Source organism: Streptomyces sp. NPDC045998, from assembly GCF_056430285.1.
In genome coordinates, this window is record NZ_JBWKLJ010000007.1 from 339,259 (window position 1) to 356,568 (window position 17,310).

Genomic DNA, 17,310 nt, shown 5'->3' on the forward strand with positions numbered 1-17,310 from the left:
TCGCGCGTCAGGCGGGCCCGACCGCGCCGGACACCTCGAACCACACCGTCTTGCCCACCCCGTGGCCCCGTACCCCCCACGCGTCGGCGAGCGCCTGCACCAGGAAGAGGCCTCTGCCGTGTGTGCTGTCATCGGCGACGGATATGTGCGGCAGGGGCGGCGCTCCGTCGAAGTCCCGCACCTCCACCCGTAATCCGCCTCCCGGCTCGACCGTGGCCGTGACGACCGCGCCGTGCCGGGTGTGGATCAGGGCGTTCGTCACCAGTTCGCTGGTGAGCAGCTCCGCCGCGTCGGCGGAGCCCGGTTGGCCCGAGTGCCGCAGCAGCTCGCGCAATCCGTGCCTCACCTCCCCTACGGCCGTGAGGTCGTCGCCGCTCACGTGCTTGCGCCACCGCGTCGGTCGTGCCGCTGTCTGACGCCTGCTCATAGCCCCCACCCGCACGGCTCGGCCCTTTCGCTCGAACTGGTTCACGGGATGCATGCCCCCGCCCACACGCCGTCACGCCTACGATTCCCAGGCCAGGGGGGCGGTCAGGGGGGCGCATCGGGGTAGTACGCGAGCGTGCGGGGAGCACCGGTCGGGCAGCGCGTCACGGCCGGGGGATGTTGCGCAGGTTGGAGCGGGCCATCTGGAGCATCCGGCCCACCCCTCCGTCCAGCACGATCTTGCTGGCGGAGAGCGCGAAGCCCGTCACCATGTCGGCCTTGATCTTCGGCGGGATGGAGAGCGCGTTGGGGTCGGTCACCACGTCGACGAGCGCCGGGCCCTTGTGCTTGAAGGCGTCCTTCAGCGCGCCCGCCAGCTGCTTGGGCTTCTCCACGCGCACCCCGTACGCGCCGGCCGCCCGGGCGATGGCCGCGAAGTCGGGGTTGTGGTTCTCCGTCCCGTACGACGGAAGGCCCGCGACGAGCATCTCCAGCTCCACCATCCCCAGGGAGGAGTTGTTGAAGAGCACCACCTTCACCGGCAGGTCGTGCTGCACCAGGGTGAGGAAGTCGCCCATCAGCATGGAGAACCCGCCGTCGCCCGACAGGGAGACGACCTGCCGTTTGCGGTCGATGAGCTGGGCGCCGATGGCCTGCGGCAGGGCGTTGGCCATCGAGCCGTGCCGGAACGACCCGATGATGCGGCGCCGTCCGTTGGGGGTCAGATAGCGGGCGGCCCACACATTGCACATTCCTGTGTCAACAGTGAAAATCGCCGCGTCATCGGCCATTTCGTCCAGTACGGAGGCGACGTACTCCGGGTGGATCGGCGTGTGCTTCTCCACCTTCCTCGTGTACGCCGTGACGACCCCCTCCAGGGCGTCGGCGTGCTTCTTCAGCATCTTGTCGAGGAACTTGCGGCTGGACTTGGGGCGCACACGGGGCACGAGGCAGCGCAGGGTCTCACGCACATCGCCCCAGACGGCCAGGTCCAGCTTGGAGCGGCGGCCGAGGTGTTCCGGCCGCACGTCGACCTGGGCGATCTTGACGTCGCCGTCCGGCAGGAAGGCGTTGTACGGGAAGTCCGTGCCGAGGAGCAGGAGGAGATCGCACTCGTGGGTGGCCTCGTAGGCGGCGCCGTAGCCGAGCAGCCCGCTCATCCCCACGTCGTACGGATTGTCGTACTGGATCCACTCCTTGCCGCGCAGGGCATGCCCGACCGGTGCCTTGACGCGCTCCGCGAACTGCATCACCTCGGCGTGGGCGCCCTGGGTGCCGGCGCCGCAGAAGAGCGTGACCTTGTCGGCGTCGTCGATGAGCCGGACCAGCGCGTCGATCTCGGCGTCGCCGGGGCGGACGGTGGGGCGGGTGGTGACCAGGGCCTGCTCGACGGGCTTGTCCGGGGCCGCCTGGGCGGCCAGGTCGCCGGGCAGGGCGACCACGCTCACCCCGCCGCGGCCGATGGCGTGCTGGATGGCGGTCTGGAGCACCCGGGGCATCTGCTGCGGACTGGAGATCAGCTCGCAGTAGTGGCTGCACTCCTGGAACAGCCGCTCGGGGTGGGTCTCCTGGAAGTAGCCGAGGCCGATCTCGCCGGAGGGGATGTGCGAGGCGAGGGCGAGGACCGGGGCCATGGAGCGGTGCGCGTCGTACAGGCCGTTGATGAGGTGGAGGTTGCCGGGGCCGCACGAGCCGGCGCAGGCGGCGAGCCGGCCGGTGAGCTGGGCCTCGGCGCCGGCCGCGAAGGCGGCGGCCTCCTCGTGGCGCACCTGCACCCAGTCGATGCCGCGGGTGCGGCGGATGGCGTCGACGACGGGGTTCAGGCTGTCGCCGACGACGCCGTACACCCGCTGGACGCCGGCGCGCACGAGGATCTCGACGAACTGTTCCGCCACGCTCTGTTTGGCCATGCTCCATCCATCTCATGGCCGCCGCGTTCCCGCCTCTTCATTCCTCCCACAGGGCCACGGCCGTACGGTCATCGGCGTAGCCCTTCACCCTCAGCTGGGTGTCCGCGAGGAACCGCGCCAGGCCGGGCGGGCCGCCGCTCCCCCACCGCTCGGCGAGCTCCTTCGCCAGCGCGCCCTCGCCGCGCAGCGGCTCGGCGAGCCCGGGGCCGGCCAGCAGCAGCGTGTCGCCGGGGCGGGCGACGGAGGCGCGGAAGCGGAACGGCTCCGCCGGGGGCGGGACGGGAGGTTCGATGTACGGGGAGGGGGGCGTGGGGACGCCCAGGTCCATGGTCAGCCGGTCGCCCTCCGGGGTCTCGGCAGGCGTCGCGTCGGCCCTTGCCGGGTCCGGGGGTGAGCCGTAGCCGACGACGGGCTCGCCCGTGAGGTCCTTCCGCTCCGGGGGCCGCGGCTCGATGTCCTGCCAGACGCCGCCGCGCAACCGGAACAGCCCGCCGTCGCCGACGCCGAAGAACACACGGGTACGGCAGCCCGGATCGGCGGTCATCAGCAGGCAGCGCAGCCCGGCGGTGTACTCCTCCGGCGCGACGCCCAGCTCGGCGGCGCGGGCGCGCAGCTTGCCGTAGGTGCGGTCGGTCAGCCGGTGCAGGCCCGACTTGAGGTCACGGCGGCGGCCCGCCCTGATGTCCTCGGACAGCCGCGCGTGGCTGCGGCCCACCGCGTCGCCGATCCGCCGGCAGGCGTCGGCGGCGGCGAGGTGCGCGGCCTCGGCGGCGCGCGCGCCGGTGGCGACCGCGACCAGCACGAGGGCGGCGTCTCCGCCGCCGAACCGGGCGGTCAGCAGCGCGTCGCGGCGCGGCTCACCGCGGTAGCGCGCGGAGTCGCCGCGTACGGACGCGGCGCGCAGGGTGTACGTGCCGTAACGGGCGCCGTCGAGCACGGTGTCGGCGACCAGCTGCCCGAGGTGCCCGGCCTGGGCGGGGGGCAGGGCCGTCGGTTCGGCGTCGTACGTCGGCGGGCCGGCGCCGACGTAGCCGGCGCGCGGGCCGGGGAGCCGGGGTGACGCCGCATCAGCCGCTATGCCGGAGGCCGGGGCGGAGGCCGCGTCGGGCGCCGAACCGGACGCCGTGTCGGACGCGCTGTCGGACGCCGAAGCGGGGGCCGGGGCGGACACCGGGCCCGCGACCGGGTCGGCCACCGTGTCGGACGCCGAGTCGAAGCGGTCGTCCAGAGTGTCGCCCGTCGCGGCCGGGGCCGTGTCCGGTGCGCCGTCGTCGTACAGCTTCTCCCACCAGTCGTCCCCGCCGGTGGTGGGCGTCTCCCCCTGTGGGCTCATGCCCTTAATTGTCCACCGCCGGGTGCGGAGGAAAACGGTCATCCGGAAAATGACCGCACCATGGCAGCGGGGCGGGTGGGGCGGTCATGATGAGCGCGGCGGGTTCACGCCGTGGCCGTTTCACGCCACGGCCGCGGGAACGAGGGGGCTTCAGGGGTGCTGTCCGCGATAGGCCTGGACGAACGGCAGGAGTCGGCGTACCGCGCGCTGGTGTCGCTGGGCGCGGCGGAGGTCGCGGACCTCGCGCACCGGCTCGCGCTGCCGGAGCCGGACACCGAACGCACGCTCCGGCGGCTGGAGTCGCGGGGCCTGGCCGCCCGGTCCCCGGTGGGCGCGGGGCGCTGGGTGGCGGCGCCGCCGGCCGTGGCGCTCGGGGCCCTGCTGACGCGCCAGCGGCACGAGCTGGAGCGGGCGGAGCAGGCGGCGGCGGTGCTCGCCGAGGGGTACCGGGCGGAGGCGGCCGGGCCCGAGGCGCACGACCTGGTGGAGGTGGTGACGGGCGCGAGCGCGGTGGCGCACCGGCTCCGGCAGCTCCGGCTGGGGGCGGCGCGGGAGGTGTGCGCGCTGGTGACGGAGCCGGCCGAGCACGGGGTACGGGAGACCGCAGACCGGGAGGCCGGGGAACGGGAGACCGCGGGCCAAGAGGCCGCGGACCGGGAGACCGCGGGCCAGGAGGCCGCAGACCGGGAGACCGGGGGCCGGGAGGGCCTCGCGCCCGTGGCGTACCGCGCGGTCGTGGCCCGGTCGGTGCTGTCGCGACCGGACGGGGTGGCCGGGCTGCCCCGTGCGGGGCGGCTTCGGGTCGCGGACCGGCTCCCGGCGGACCTGGTGATCGCCGACGGGACCCTGGCCATGGTGGCGCTGACGGGTGGCCGGGACGCCGAACCGGCGGGGCTGGTGGTGCACGCGAGCGGGCTGCTGGACCTGCTGACGGCCCTCTTCGAGGCGGTGTGGCGCGAGGCGGTGCCGCTGCGGCCGGGCGCCGGAGAGCGCGTGACGGAGGGCACGGTCCCCGGTCCGGACGCCACGGACCTGGAGATCCTCTCCCTGCTGCTGGCGGGCCTGACGGACGCGAGCGTCGCCAAGCAACTGGACCTCGGCCTGCGCACGGTCCAGCGCCGTGTGAAGGCCCTGATGGAGGCGGCGGGCGTGACCACGCGCCTCCAGCTGGGCTGGCACGCGTACGAACGCGGGTGGGTGGCGCGCAGCTGACTCCGACCTGCGCGGAGGAAGCGGGTCCGGCAGGCTGGACGCGTGGGTGCGTGGCAGCTCGTCATCGCGGGGTCGGTGATGCTGCTCGGCCTCTTCGGCGTGCTGGTGCCCGGCGTGCCCGGCACCTGGCTGGTCTGGGCGGCGACCGCGTGGTGGGCGCTCCACGAGAAGAGCGGCCTCGCCTGGTGGCTGCTCGTCGCGGCGACGGCCCTCCTCCTGCTGACCCAGGTCATCGTCTGGCAGCTGCCCGCGCGGCGGCTGCGCGGCGCGGGCGTCACCGTCCGGATGGTGGTGTACGCGGGGGTGGGCGCGGTGCTCGGCTTCGTACTGGTCCCGGTGATCGGAGCCGTACCGGGCTACATCGGCGGCATCTACCTCGCGGAGCGGCTCCGGCTGGGCGGCCACGGGCCGGCCGTCAGCTCGACCCGGACGGTGATGCGGGCGATCGGCGGGAGTGTGCTGGTGGAGCTGTTCGCGTGCCTGCTGGTCGTCGGCGGCTGGATCGGCGCGGTGCTCGGCGGCTGAGGCTACCGGCTGCCCAGGTACCGCGTGGCGTACGAGCGCCAGGGCCGCCACTCCTCCCGGTCCGCGCGCTCGTCGAGCGCCACGTCCGGATCCCCCAGGGCGCGCATCCGGATCAGCGCGGCCGACCGGGCCCCGACCCCGGGCAGCGCGCGCAGCGCCCGCTCGGCCTCGTCGCGGTCGGCGCCCGGGTCGAGCCGCAGGTCACCGCCCGCCAGCGCGGCGGCGAGCGCCCCCGCCCGCGGGTGTCCGAGCAGTGCGGCGGGCGCGGGGAACAGGTGCGTGAGCCCGCCGCACGGGGTGTCGAGCGGCGTGCCGTGCGCCTCGACCAGCCGACGCGCCTCCGCGCGCCCCACCAAGGTCCGTACCGCGAACTCCTCCGGCTCCGCGGCGCCGGGCGACCGCAGCCCCGGACGCGCGGCCGCGAGGGACCCGAGCCGCTCGGCGACCGCGTACGGGTCGGCGTCCAGGTCGAACAGCCGCCGCAGCCGCTGGACGGCGGTCGTCAGGTCGCGGAGGTCGCTCAGGTGGATGCGGGCCTCCAGCCACGGCCCGGAGGACCGCTCGTCGACGGCGGCGATCCCGGAGCCGTACGGCAGCCGCAGCGTACGCCGGTAGGTGCGCGCGCCGGGCCGGCCGGCGACCTCCTCCACGCCGTCGACGGCCTCGTCCGCCAGCAGGTCGAAGACCTCCCGCGCGGCGTACGCGCCCCGGTACGCGAGCCGCAGCGGGACCCCGCCGGGCCCGGTGTCCGCCCGGCCGCGCCGCTCGCCGCGCAGCTCGCTCGGCGTGCGCGCGTAGATCTCCCGGATCGTGTCGTTGAACTGCCGCACGCTGGAGTGCCCGGACGCGAAGGCGATCTCCGTGACCGGCAGCGGCGTCGTCTGCAGGAGTGTCCGCGCGGTGTGGGCGCGCTGGGCCCGGGCGAGCGCGACCGGCCCGGCGCCGAGCTCGGCGTTGAGCAGCCGCTGCACCTGGCGCGCGCTGTACCCGAGTCGCTCCGCCAGACCGGGGACGCCCTCGCGGTCCACGACCCCGTCACCGATCAGGCGCATGGCCCGCGCCACCACGTCCGCGCGTACGTTCCAGGCGGCGGACCCGGGCACGGCGTCGGGGCGGCAGCGGCGGCAGGCCCGGAAGCCGTGGCGCTGGGCCGCGGCGGCGGTCGGGAAGAACGTGACGTTCTGCCGTTTGGGCGTGACGGCCGGGCAGCTGGGCCGGCAGTAGATGCCGGTGGTCGCCACCGCGAAGAAGAACACGCCGTCGAAGCGGGCGTCGCGGCTGCGCACCACCTCATACCGGGTGTCCGGCTCGTACCGGGTGTCCGTCCCGTGCCGGGTCTCCGTCCCGTGCCGGGTCTCCGTCTCGCCGTACGTCCGTGTCACGCCTCCAGTGTCGCGGGGCCGCCGGGGTGCGGTCCGGCGGTTTTCGGACACCGCGTTCGTGGCGCGGCGCGGACCGGGGCGCTCACCCCGGACCTCACCCCGGGGCGAGCGCGGTCTCGGTCGCCAGCGTGGCCGGGTGCCGGGACCCCAGCACCTCGGCCTGGTGCGGGAGCAGCCCGGCCAGCAGTTCCCTGGCCTCCGATGGGCGACCCGTGCGCAGCAGGACGTCCGCGAGGCGGGCCCGGGTGGCGAGGGTGTGCGGGTGCCGGGCGCCGTTGCGCTCCGCCTGCTCGGCCGCCGTCGCGGACAGCAGCTCCGCGGCCTCCTCCGCGTGTCCCGCGCCCGCCGCCCGCCCGAGCAGCTCGCCGAGGCGCGAGCGGGCGTCCAGCACGTCGGGGTGGCCGTCGCCCAGCACGCGGGACCGGTCCGCGAGGACCGTGCGCAGCTGCGCCACGCCCGCCTCCGGGTCACCGGCGGCGGCGGTCCACCACGCGATGCCGAGGCGGGTCGTCAGGACCTCGGGGTGGTCGGCGGACCCGTACACCTCGATGCGCTCGTCGCGCAGGGCGGTGAGCTCCCGCACCGCGCGCTCCGGGTCGCCGGTCTCGCCGTGGATCCAGGCCATGTTGTGGCGGGTGATCAGCACGGTGGGGTGGCGGTCCCCGTTGACGCGGCGCTGGTCGGCGAGGAGTTCCTCGTGGAGCCGCAGCCCCTCGACCGGGTCGCCGAGTTCCCAGGTGTAGCGCGCGATGTTGAGCCGTACGAGGAGCGCGTCGGGGTGGTGCGGGCTCTTGACCCGCTCCACCTGGGGGAGCAGTTCCCGGTAGGCGGCGAGGCCTTCCCGGGGCCGGCCGCCCTCGGCGGTGAACTTGCAGATGTTCATGCGGCTGAAGACCACCTGCTCGTGGTCCTCGCCGAACACCTCGACACGGTCGCGCAGCAGCTGCTCGTGCATGGCGAGCGCCTCGTCGGGCCGGCCGAGGCGGCCGTACCAGTACGCGATGTAGTGGCGGCTCTCCAGGACGTCCCGGTGCGTGGGCCCGAGGACCCGGATCTGGTGCGGCAGGAGCTCCTCGTGGAGCCGCAGGCCCTCGGCCATCGCCCCGCCGCGCCCGGTCCAGTAGGCGATGTGGTGGCGGGTCTCGAGGGTCCGCCGGTCGTCGGGGCCCAGGACGCGGGTCTGGGTGGCGTGGAGCTCCCGGTGGAGCTCCACGGCCTCGGCGAAGCGGCCCGTCTGGCCGGTCGCGTAGGCGATGCGGTGCCTGCTTTCCAGGATGTCCTCGTCGTCGGGCGGCAGCACGCGCGACTGGACCTCCAGCACCTCCTCGTACATCCGGCGCGAGGTGCTGTACGACCCGGCGCGCCCGGCCCAGTAGGCGGCGTGCTGGCGGGCCCGCAGGGTCGCGATGTGCTCCGGGCCGGGCCGGGCGGACAGCCGTTCGCACCAGGCCAGCCACCGGTCGCGGTTGGCGGCCGCGTCGGGCGACGGCCGGGCCTCCAGGCTGGCGAGTACGCCCGGGTAGTCGCCGAGCTCCCACAGGTGTACGGGTTCGGCGTCGCGCGCGTACGCGTGGAGGGGGTCGTCCGGATCGTGGTGGATCATGGGGGCCATTGTGCCGAGCGCTTCGGCGAGGGCGCGGTGGCCCTCCGTCGGCGACAGCCGCCCCTCGGTCTCGGCCGCCTCCGCGATGTGGTCGACCATGGTCTGGTGGTCGGCGCCGATCATCTCCCCGACGCGGGGCTCGGGGACCCGGCTCAGCAGCCCGGGCAGCAGCTCCAGCACCTGGTCGAGCTCGGGTTCGGTGCCGGGGCCGTGGAGGTGTGCGGCCGCCCGGAGCAGGAGCGGGCGGGGCAGCACCGGGCCCTGGCCCACGGCGCCCAGGACGTTGAGCACGGCGTCCACCCATGCGGCGCGGCCGCCGGGCGCGTTCCTGCGGGCGCGGTCCCAGGCCTCCTCGTACAGGGCGTCGTGGAGGGTTTCGGAGCCGGCCGCGGCCCCGGCCTGGACCAGCAGGCGGACCGTCTGCCAGTTGCCGGCGGCCCGCCGGAGGATGTCGCCGCGCCGCCCGGCCCCGCCGCCCTCGGTGCGCAGGTACCCCTTGATCTGCTCGTCGGAGGCGGGTTCCATGGGCAGCCGGTGCCACGAGTCGGGCAGTCGGAGCCCGTCGCGGCTGGTGACGACGATGCCGAACCAGGGGGGCGTGCCCGCCACGAGGCTGTCCAGCGCCTCGGTCAGGCGCGGGATCTGGCTCGGTTCCATCTGGTCGAGGGCGTCCACGACGACGCGTACGGGCCCGGTGGACGTGCAGCGGGACAGGGGCTCGGCCAGCAGGCGCCGCTGCGGCGGCATCGCGTTGCGCTCGGGCTGCGGTACGTCGCGGCGGAACGCCGCTTGGGCCTCCGCGAACCCGGGCAGGTAGGCGGCGAGTTGGCGGGCGATGTCCGAGAGGACCCGCTCGTCCGCGGACGTCGGGCCCAGGTGGTGCAGGGCCGTGACGCGGAACTCCGCGGCGTACGCGAGGAGTTCCGGCCGGCACAGGGCGGCGGCGAGCACGCTCTTGCCGTAGCCCTTGCGGCCCACGACGGCGACCGCCCGGTGCGTCGTCACCGCGTCGATGACCTTCGGCAGCGACTCGGGCGTCTGGAACCGGCGCAGATGGGTCAGTTGCGCCTCACCGGGCGGGCTGGCGGCGAGCACGCTGAAAGCCTTGACGTAGGCGGCGTTCCGGGCGATCCAATGCGGCCGCGCGGGGTCGGGGCCGCTGTAGGAGCCGCCGTGCGCCACCGTCTGCGGCTGCTGCCCCCTGGCGGCCGAGCCCGCCGCCCAGCGCAGCTGGTCGTGGTAGAGCAGGCGGTCGAGGCGCGCGTGGCCGTCCCGCAGCACCCGGTTGACCTCCCGTACGAACGACAGGCCGTAGGCGGGCTGGTCGGTGGAGGCGGAGGTGAGGACCGCGATCTCGCGGCCCCGTTCCACGGAGGCTGGGAACCACTCCCGGGCGGCGGCGAGCGCGGCGACGCCGGACTGGCAGGCGTCGATGAGCACGGCCAGCGCGCGGACGTCCCCGTGGCGGGTCAGGCCGTCGCGCAGGCCCTCCGGGACGGAGTAGGCCGTCCGCGCGTCGGGCACGGCCGGGCTGGTGGCCACGGGGTAGAGGAAGTCGTCGTGGCGGACGCCGAGCCCGTGGCCGAGGAAGGCGAGCAGGAGGGTGGCGGGGCCGTCCTGGGCGGACGCCGTGGTGTGCGCGAAGGCGGTGGCGACCGCCTCCCGGACGGCCTCGACGCCGTCCGGGTCGAGCAGCAGGCCGCCGCCGTGGGCGGGCAGGCAGCCGCCGCGGTCGTCGTCGAGCAGATACGCGTTGAGCGCCTCCGCCTGACGCGCGAGGTCGTCCAGGTGCCGGCCGGAGCCGTCCCACTGCGCGGCGATCACCAAGGAGAAGCGGTTCGACATCGCGCCATTATCGGGGAGGGGTGCGCAAAGGAGGCTGTACGGCGGCGAGTTGACCGCCCGCACGGCCGGAAGGGATGCTGGTGCGGCAGCTACGGCTGCACTGACGCGACGGATGCGGTCGCCGTCAGGCGACAGCGAGAAGCCCGGGCCGGTGACGGTCGGCGCCGGGCCGGCGGAGGGGGACCGCGCACGGTGGCAGAAGTCGTTCTCGTCCATGGCATCGGCCCCTTGGGCCAGACCGTCGACGAACTCCACGGCGAGTGGACCGCGGCGATCGGCGAAACCCTGCGGGCGGCGGGCGAGGCGGACCTCGCCGACCGGCTCACGACCGGGCGCGTCAGCAGCGCCATGGCGTACTACCGCGACCTCTTCACGCCGTACACGCCCCGCGACGAGTGGGACCAGCCGCTGCCCGAGACGATGGCGGCCACCGCCCAGCGCGTCGGCCAGGACCTCCTGGAGAACGTCGAGGAGCACGCCGCCGACCCCGACGACCGCGCGGAGGCGGCGCGGGAACTCACGGCGTTCCGTGAGGACCTCGGGCCCGAGCAGGGCGTTCCGGAGCTGCTCCGGCTCACGGTGGGCAGCCTCGCCCGCTGCGGCATCGTCGCGCGCTCGGTCTTCGGCGCGCTGAAGACCACCCTCCTGCGGAACCTGGCCCAGGTCGCCGCGTACCTGGAGGACGAGGACATCCGGGAGCGGGCGCAGCAGGCCGTGCTGGCCGAGATCGGGCCGGAGACGCGGGCGGTGTACGCGCACTCCCTGGGGACGGTCGTCGCGTACGAGGCACTGCACCGGCTGGACGCGCCGCTGCCGCTGCTGGTGACCTTCGGCTCGCCGCTGGGGCTGCGCACCATCGTGCGGGAACGGGTCCGCCCGCAGCCGCCGTTCGCGCCCCCGCGGGTGGCCCGCTGGGTGAACGTCGCCGACCGGGACGACTACATCGTGGCGTCGATGAACCTGCGCAAGGTGCTGACGGGGCCGTGCGAGGCGCTGGAGGAGACGAGGAAGGTCTCCAACCCCGGCCTGGACGCGCACCCGGCGGTCAAGTACCTCGGCCACGACGAGACGGTGCTGCCGCTGGCCGAGGCGCTGCGGGACGGCGTCTCGGAGGCGGCCGCCGTCAGCTGACAGAGCGTCAGAGCCGGGCCGAGACCCCGGAACGGGGTGCCGGGGGGCAAAGGCTGCCGGGATGGGGCGCCCGCGCCAGGAAGGCACGAGCACCCCCGTCCCGCTCGTATCAGCCGAACCGGTCGTACGGTGTCAGCGCGTGCGCCCCCGCTTGGCGTCCATCGCCGCACGGCCCTCCGCGCCCCTGCGCTTCCACTCCTTGCGCATCTCCACGCGCAGACGGGCGTTCGTCTTGGCGACGATGTGCCGGTTCTCGCGGAGGAGCTTGCGGTAGCTGTCCAGGCGTCGCTCGGGGAGGGTGCCGGCCTCGACGGCGGCGAGGACCGCGCAGCCGGGCTCCGCCTGGTGGGCGCAGTCGTGGAACCGGCACTCCTCCGCCAGCTCCTCGATCTCGGAGAAGACGTGCCCCACGCCCGTCCCGGCGTCCCACATCCCGACGCCCCGCAGCCCGGGCGTGTCGATCAGTACGCCGCCGCCCGGCAGGAGCAGCAGGTTCCGGGTCGTGGTGGTGTGCCGGCCCTTGCCGTCGACGTCGCGGATGGCCTGGACGGTCATGGCGTCCTCGCCGAGCAGCGCGTTGGCGAGGGTGGACTTGCCCGCGCCGGAGACGCCGAGCAGCACGCTGGTCCCGCCCGCCACGACGGCGGCGAGCACGTCGACGCCCTCGCCGGTGGCGGAGCTGACCGGCAGGACCTGCACACCGGGTGCGGTGGTCTCGACGTCCTGTACGAGGTACGACAGCCCGACGGGGTCGGGCACCAGGTCCGCCTTGGTGAGCACGACGAGCGGCTGCGCGCCGGACTCCCAGGCGAGGGCGAGGAACCGCTCGATCCGGCCCAGGTCCAGCTCACCGGCGAGGGAGACCGCGATGACGGCGTGGTCGACGTTGGCCGCGAGGATCTGCCCCTCGGACCGCTTGGAGGAGGTGGAGCGTACGAACGCGGTGCGCCGCGGCAGATACGCGCGTACGTACCGGGGAGTGCCGTCGCGCTCGACGGCGGCCCAGTCACCGGCGCAGATGACCCTCAGCGGGTCGTGCGGCGTCACGAACGCGGTGTCGGCGCGGACGAGCCCTTCGGCGGTGACGACGTCGCACTGGCCGCGGTCGACGCGTACCACCCGGCCGGGGAGCAGCCCCTGGGCGGCGTACGGGGCGAATTCCGCCTCCCACGCCGCGTCCCAGCCGTACGGGGCGAGGGAACGCGGCGCGGAGGAGGTAGAGAAGGAAGACGAAGAGAACGAAGACGACGACGAAGTCGACGAAGACAAGGGGGAGACCCTTCAGGGAAGGGTGACCTCCGGCGAGGGCGCGAGCCCGGACGGGCGCGCGGTCTCAGGGTTGCGTTGCGTCAACCGGAGGCCACGGGAATGGCGGTGACATAGGACTGGATGCGGGCAGCGCCCAGCGCAATGACAGTCATCGGTCAACACCTCCCGCCCATAGTTCTGACGTTCTCGTCGTGGTCGTGCGAACGGCTTTACCGTAGGCCACTTCCGCACACCCGCGCCAATGTTTTTTCCGGCGTGCGGCAGTCGGCCCGGTTCACCGGCCTTCGGCAGGCCCGCTGACGGTCACGCCGTCCTTTGCTTCGTCCCTCGCTCCGTCCCTCGCGCCGTCCGCCATCCGCTCGTGGCCGGACGGCGGCGGATCCGCGCGGGGCCCGGGGCGGCGGGGCAGGCGTACGCGCCGCAGGGCTGGTTCCGTCCAGCGGGCGGCGAGGGGGCCGAGGATCACCAGGATGAGGACGTACGCCGTGGCGAGGGGGCCGACGCGCGGTTCCGTGGCGACCGCGAGGCCCGCGATGACGATGGAGAACTCGCCGCGGGCGACCAGCGCGCCGCCCGCGCGGAGGCGGCCGCGGCTGCCGATGCCGGCGCGGCGGGCCGCGTACCACCCGGTGGCGATCTTGGTGAGGGCGGTGACGAGGGCGAGCAGCAGCGCCGGCACCAGCACCGGTGGGATGGCGGCCGGATCGGTAGAAAGACCGAAGAAGACGAAGAAGACGGCGGCGAACAGGTCGCGCAGCGGGGTGAGGAGCTTGCGGGCGCCCTCGGCGACCTCGCCGGAGAGCGCGATGCCGACGAGGAACGCGCCGACCGCCGCGGAGACCTGGAGTTCCTGGGCGACGCCGGCGACGAGCACGGTGAGGCCGAGGACGACCAGGAGCAGCATCTCCGGGTTGTCGGAGGAGACGGCGCGGCTGATGAGGCGGCCGTGGCGGAGGGCGACGTACAGGACGAGGCCGACCGTGCCGAGGGCGATGAGGACGGTGATGCTGCCGCCGGCGAGGCCGACTCCCGCGAGCAGGGCGGTCAGGAGCGGGAGGTAGACGGCCATCGACAGGTCCTCGATGACGAGGACGCCCAGGACGACGGGGGTTTCGCGGTTGCCGAGGCGGCCGAGGTCGGTGAGGACCTTGGCGATGACGCCGGAGGAGGAGATCCAGGTGACGCCGGCGAGGGCGACGGCGGCGACGGGTCCCCAGCCCAGGAGGAGGGCGGCGACGGCGCCGGGGGTGGCGTTGAGGAGGAAGTCGACGGCACCGGACCGGGATTGCGTCTTGAGGCTGGTGACGAGCTCGGTGGCGCTGTACTCCAGGCCGAGGAGGAGCAGGAGGAGGATGACGCCGATCTCGGCGCCGACGGCGACGAAGTCCTCGCTGGCCTTGAGCGGGAGGAGCCCGCCGTGCCCGAAGGCGAGTCCGGCGAGGAGGTAGAGGGGTATCGGGGAGAGGCCGATGCGCCCGGCGAACCGTCCGACGAGTCCGAGGCCGAGGATGACCGCTCCCAGTTCTATGAGGAGCGCGGTGGTGTCGTGCATGTCATCCTCCGGCGATGATCACGGAGAGGGCGTCCACGCCCTCGCGGGTGCCCACGGCGACGAGGGTGTCCCCCACGGCCATCCGGAAGTCGGGGCCGGGCGAGGGGTGGACACTGGTGCGGCGCAGGACGGCGACGATGGAGGCGCCGGTGCGCGTACGGGCCTGGGTGTCGCCGAGCAGCCGCCCCGCGTAGGGGGAGCGGCTGCTGACGGGGATGTGTTCGGTGACGAGGTCGAGGCCGTCGGTACGGATGGCCTCCAGCGGCGCTGGATCGATCAAGTGGGCCAGGGCGGTGGCCTCGTCGGGGGTCAGCGGCACCGACGCCTCGCAGGTGTCGGGGTCGTCGGCGCGGTAGAAGCCCAGGAAGCGGCGGCCGTCGTTGTGGACGACGACGGAGATGTGCTGGCCCGCTTCGGTGGTGACGTCGTACTGCGTGCCGACGCCCGGCAGCGGGGTCCGACGGGTTCCCATGATCGCCCTCCCGGGGTGGCGCGTGGGCGCGGTCGATGGCGGCGAGAAAAGGATCTTCTTTACCTTATCATTACACTTTCTGCAGTGGCGCGGCGCCGAACGAGACGTCGAAGCGGTCGCACCAGATGCTGACGCTGGCGTACTCGGCCGGGTCGATGCCGGCGGGCAGCGGGTAGTTCTGGTCGCCCTTGTTGCCCTTGAGGTCGCCGAGACTGACGTACGCGCCGTCGTCGAAGACGTGCCAGCCGGCCTTGCCCTCGCGGACGGGGGCGTCGGTGAGCCAGACCTTCAGGTCGGGGCCGTTGCTGGTGTCGAGGCCCTCCAGCCGCAGGACGTGGGAGCCGTCGGCGAGCTTCAGCACCCGGACGCTGCCCGTGGTGCGGTGCTCGTGGCTGACGAGGCTGCCGGTGGCGACCGTGCGGGGCGCGGCCGGGGTGGCCGGGGTGGCCGCGGCCGAAGGGTCCACCGTGGGCTGCGCGGTGGGCGGCGGCGCCACGGCCGACGGGGCCGACTCGTCGACCGTCGCATCGGCCCACAGCTTCCAGGGCTGGAACCAGTACAGCCCGAAGCCGACCGCCGCCAGCACGAGCGCCACGGCGCCCGTCACCACCGGGCCGGTCATCCGACGTCGTACGCGACTCATCACTGCCTCCAGGTATCCACGGGGTCCGCTCGCATGTACGGCCCATTCAACGCGGAGTACCGGTGTCGGAGGCGGCTCACGCCATGACGAAAGTCTTACGTCACCGGGACGTAAGACCCGTACGATCCCCGGGCCTACGCCCCCGGAGCGGCCGGGAGGACGACCTCGAAGCGGCAGCCGCCGTGGACGTTGCGCACGTCGGCGCGGCCGGCGTGCGCCTCGACGATGCCGCGCACGATGGCCAGGCCCAGGCCCGCTCCCGCGGGCGGCGTCCGGGCCGCGGTGCCCCGCCAGCCGGTGTCGAACACCCGGGGAAGGTCGGTTTCCGGTATGCCGCCGCAGCCGTCGGTCACGGAGAGCACCACCTGGTCGGCGCGGCGCTCGGCGGCGACCGCGACGGTGCCGTCGGCGGGGGTGCGGCGGATGGCGTTGACCAGCAGGTTGGCCAGCACCCGGGTCATCTCGCGGCTGTCCACCTCGACCGGCACCGTGTCGACGCGGTCGCCGACGAGCCGTACGCCGAGCTCGCGGGCGAGCGGATCGGCGCCGGCGAGGGCCTCCTCCACCAGGTCGTCCACGGATACGCGGGCCGGGGTCAGGGAGAGCGCGCCCGCGTGGATGCGGGAGAGGTCGAAGAGGTCGCCGACCATGGCGTTGAGCCGGTCGACCTCGGTGCGCATCTGCCGGAAGTAGCGCTGCGGGTCGGGCGCGACGCCGTCCTCGAGCGCCTCGGACATGGCGCGCAGCCCGGCGAGCGGCGTGCGCAGGTCGTGCGATATCCAGGCGACGAGCTCGCGCCGGGACTTCTCCAGGGCGTGCTCCCGCGCCCGGGAGGCGGACAGCTTGGCGCTGGTGGCGGCCAGTTCGCGGCTGAGCTCGGCCAGCTCGGCGGTGGCGGCGCCGCCGGGTGCGGCGAAGCTGCCGCCGTCGCCGAAGGAGCGGGCCGCCCGGGTCAGTTCGCGGCTGCGGGCGACGACCCAGCGGCCCAGCAGCAGGGCCGTGGCGAGGGCGACGACCCCGGCCATCGCCACGACGGTGGTCATGACGGAGAAGTCGTGCGGCTCCAGGAACATCGCCTTGCAGACGGTGAGGGTGCCCGCCAGCATCGCGGCCACGGTGACGGCGGCGACGACCGTCAGCGAGACGACGAGCGAGCGGTGGCGCAGGGCGCGCAGCACCAGGGCGCCGACGATCCCGGCGGCGGCCGCCCCGGCGAAGGCGTAGGCCGCGATGAGCAACAGGTCATTCATCGGCGCCTCCCGGCCCGGGGTCGAAGCGGTAGCCGACCCCCCACACCGTCCGGATCAGCCGGGGGCTCGCCGGATCGTCCTCGATCTTGCCGCGCAGCCGCCGCACGTGGACGGTGACGGTCGACAGGTCGCCGAACTCCCAGCCCCACACCTCGCGCATCAGCGCCTCCCGGCTGTGGGCCTGCCCCGGGTGCCGCATGAGGTGCCCGAGCAGGTCGAACTCGCGCAGCGTCAACGCCAGCTCGCGGCCGTCCTTGGTGGCCCGCCGGGCGGCCGGGTCGAGCACGATGCCGGCGCTCCTCGCCGGCGCGGGGGGCGGGGGCGCGGCACCCCGCCGCAGCACGGACTCGACGCGCAGCACCAGTTCGCGCGGGCTGAACGGCTTGGTCACGTAGTCGTCGGCGCCTATCTCCAGGCCGAGGACGCGGTCCTCCTCGTCACCGCGCGCCGTGAGCATGATGACCGGCACCGGCCCGCGCTCGCGCAGCGCGCGGCACACCTCCAGGCCGTCCATGCCGGGCAGCATCAGGTCCAGCACCACCAGCTCGGGCCACCGCACGGCGGCCAGCCGCAGCGCCTCGGCCCCGTCGGCCGCGCGCGCGACGGAGAAACCGGCCCGTTCGAGGTAGCCGGTGACGACCTCCGAAACGGTGGGGTCGTCGTCCACGACGAGGATGTTGCGCATGCCGCCAGTCTGGCGGACGGCACTGACAACGCCCGCGGCGCGGGTGACGACCGTTCGGTGACGTCCGATTCG

At 74.4% G+C, this 17,310-nt stretch carries 14 protein-coding genes; 3 read left to right on the forward strand and 11 right to left on the reverse strand.

Annotated elements, in window-relative coordinates; all coding sequences use genetic code 11:
• Positions 1–7: 7 nt before the first annotated feature.
• The 3 genes from AC07FJ_RS22565 to AC07FJ_RS22575 all read right to left on the reverse strand — a co-directional run bounded on the left by AC07FJ_RS22565 (position 8) and on the right by AC07FJ_RS22575 (position 3,669).
• Positions 8–427 carry an ATP-binding protein gene (locus AC07FJ_RS22565; protein ID WP_479051132.1) on the reverse strand — a complete coding sequence of 140 codons (420 nt, stop codon included), beginning with the start codon at positions 425–427 and terminating at the stop codon, positions 8–10.
• A 163-nt stretch (positions 428–590) separates the two neighbouring features.
• A complete protein-coding gene (locus AC07FJ_RS22570) occupies positions 591–2,336 on the reverse strand; it encodes a pyruvate dehydrogenase (RefSeq protein WP_479051133.1) in 1,746 nt (581 codons plus the stop codon).
• A 37-nt stretch (positions 2,337–2,373) separates the two neighbouring features.
• Positions 2,374–3,669 carry a protein phosphatase 2C domain-containing protein gene (locus AC07FJ_RS22575; protein ID WP_479051134.1) on the reverse strand — a complete coding sequence of 432 codons (1,296 nt, stop codon included), beginning with the start codon at positions 3,667–3,669 and terminating at the stop codon, positions 2,374–2,376.
• Between the two features lie 156 nt (positions 3,670–3,825).
• On the opposite strand from AC07FJ_RS22575, the gene AC07FJ_RS22580 reads away from it, so the two are divergent.
• Positions 3,826–4,881: a helix-turn-helix domain-containing protein gene (locus AC07FJ_RS22580; RefSeq protein ID WP_479051135.1), complete on the forward strand. Its 1,056-nt coding sequence runs from the start codon at positions 3,826–3,828 to the stop codon at positions 4,879–4,881.
• Between the two features lie 42 nt (positions 4,882–4,923).
• The gene (locus AC07FJ_RS22585; protein ID WP_479051136.1) at positions 4,924–5,406 is read left to right on the forward strand and encodes a DUF456 domain-containing protein; all 483 of its coding nucleotides are present in this window, start codon (positions 4,924–4,926) and stop codon (positions 5,404–5,406) included.
• 2 nt (positions 5,407–5,408) lie between these two features.
• Here the strand turns inward: AC07FJ_RS22585 and AC07FJ_RS22590 are convergent, their stop codons facing one another.
• Together AC07FJ_RS22590 and AC07FJ_RS22595 are read right to left on the reverse strand one after the other, a co-directional pair.
• The gene (locus AC07FJ_RS22590) at positions 5,409–6,695 is read right to left on the reverse strand and encodes a DNA-3-methyladenine glycosylase 2 family protein (protein WP_479051251.1); all 1,287 of its coding nucleotides are present in this window, start codon (positions 6,693–6,695) and stop codon (positions 5,409–5,411) included.
• A gap of 187 nt (positions 6,696–6,882) precedes the next feature.
• A complete protein-coding gene (locus tag AC07FJ_RS22595) occupies positions 6,883–10,236 on the reverse strand; it encodes a tetratricopeptide repeat protein (RefSeq protein ID WP_479051137.1) in 3,354 nt (1,117 codons plus the stop codon).
• 192 nt (positions 10,237–10,428) lie between these two features.
• Between AC07FJ_RS22595 and AC07FJ_RS22600 the strand changes: the two genes are divergently transcribed.
• On the forward strand, positions 10,429–11,367 hold the full coding sequence (locus AC07FJ_RS22600; protein ID WP_479051138.1) for a hypothetical protein: 939 nt from the start codon (positions 10,429–10,431) through the stop codon (positions 11,365–11,367).
• Between the two features lie 132 nt (positions 11,368–11,499).
• Here the strand turns inward: AC07FJ_RS22600 and rsgA are convergent, their stop codons facing one another.
• The 6 genes from rsgA to AC07FJ_RS22630 all read right to left on the reverse strand — a co-directional run bounded on the left by rsgA (position 11,500) and on the right by AC07FJ_RS22630 (position 17,238).
• On the reverse strand, positions 11,500–12,636 hold the full coding sequence (gene rsgA, locus AC07FJ_RS22605; RefSeq protein ID WP_479051139.1) for a ribosome small subunit-dependent GTPase A: 1,137 nt from the start codon (positions 12,634–12,636) through the stop codon (positions 11,500–11,502).
• Between the two features lie 274 nt (positions 12,637–12,910).
• Positions 12,911–14,188 (reverse strand): cation:proton antiporter, encoded by a 1,278-nt coding sequence (locus AC07FJ_RS22610; protein ID WP_479051140.1) that lies wholly within the window; start codon positions 14,186–14,188, stop codon positions 12,911–12,913.
• A 1-nt stretch (position 14,189) separates the two neighbouring features.
• Positions 14,190–14,660, reverse strand: coding sequence for a cation:proton antiporter regulatory subunit (locus AC07FJ_RS22615; protein WP_479051141.1), 471 nt, complete (start codon positions 14,658–14,660; stop codon positions 14,190–14,192).
• A gap of 70 nt (positions 14,661–14,730) precedes the next feature.
• Complete coding sequence (locus AC07FJ_RS22620; protein WP_479051142.1) at positions 14,731–15,303, reverse strand: DM13 domain-containing protein; 573 nt, start codon at positions 15,301–15,303, stop codon at positions 14,731–14,733.
• 134 nt (positions 15,304–15,437) lie between these two features.
• The gene (locus AC07FJ_RS22625) at positions 15,438–16,553 is read right to left on the reverse strand and encodes a sensor histidine kinase (RefSeq protein ID WP_479051143.1); all 1,116 of its coding nucleotides are present in this window, start codon (positions 16,551–16,553) and stop codon (positions 15,438–15,440) included.
• Positions 16,546–17,238 carry a response regulator transcription factor gene (locus tag AC07FJ_RS22630; RefSeq protein WP_361428939.1) on the reverse strand — a complete coding sequence of 231 codons (693 nt, stop codon included), beginning with the start codon at positions 17,236–17,238 and terminating at the stop codon, positions 16,546–16,548. Before AC07FJ_RS22630 ends, AC07FJ_RS22625 begins: the two co-directional genes overlap by 8 nt.
• Between the last annotated feature and the right edge of the window lie 72 nt (positions 17,239–17,310).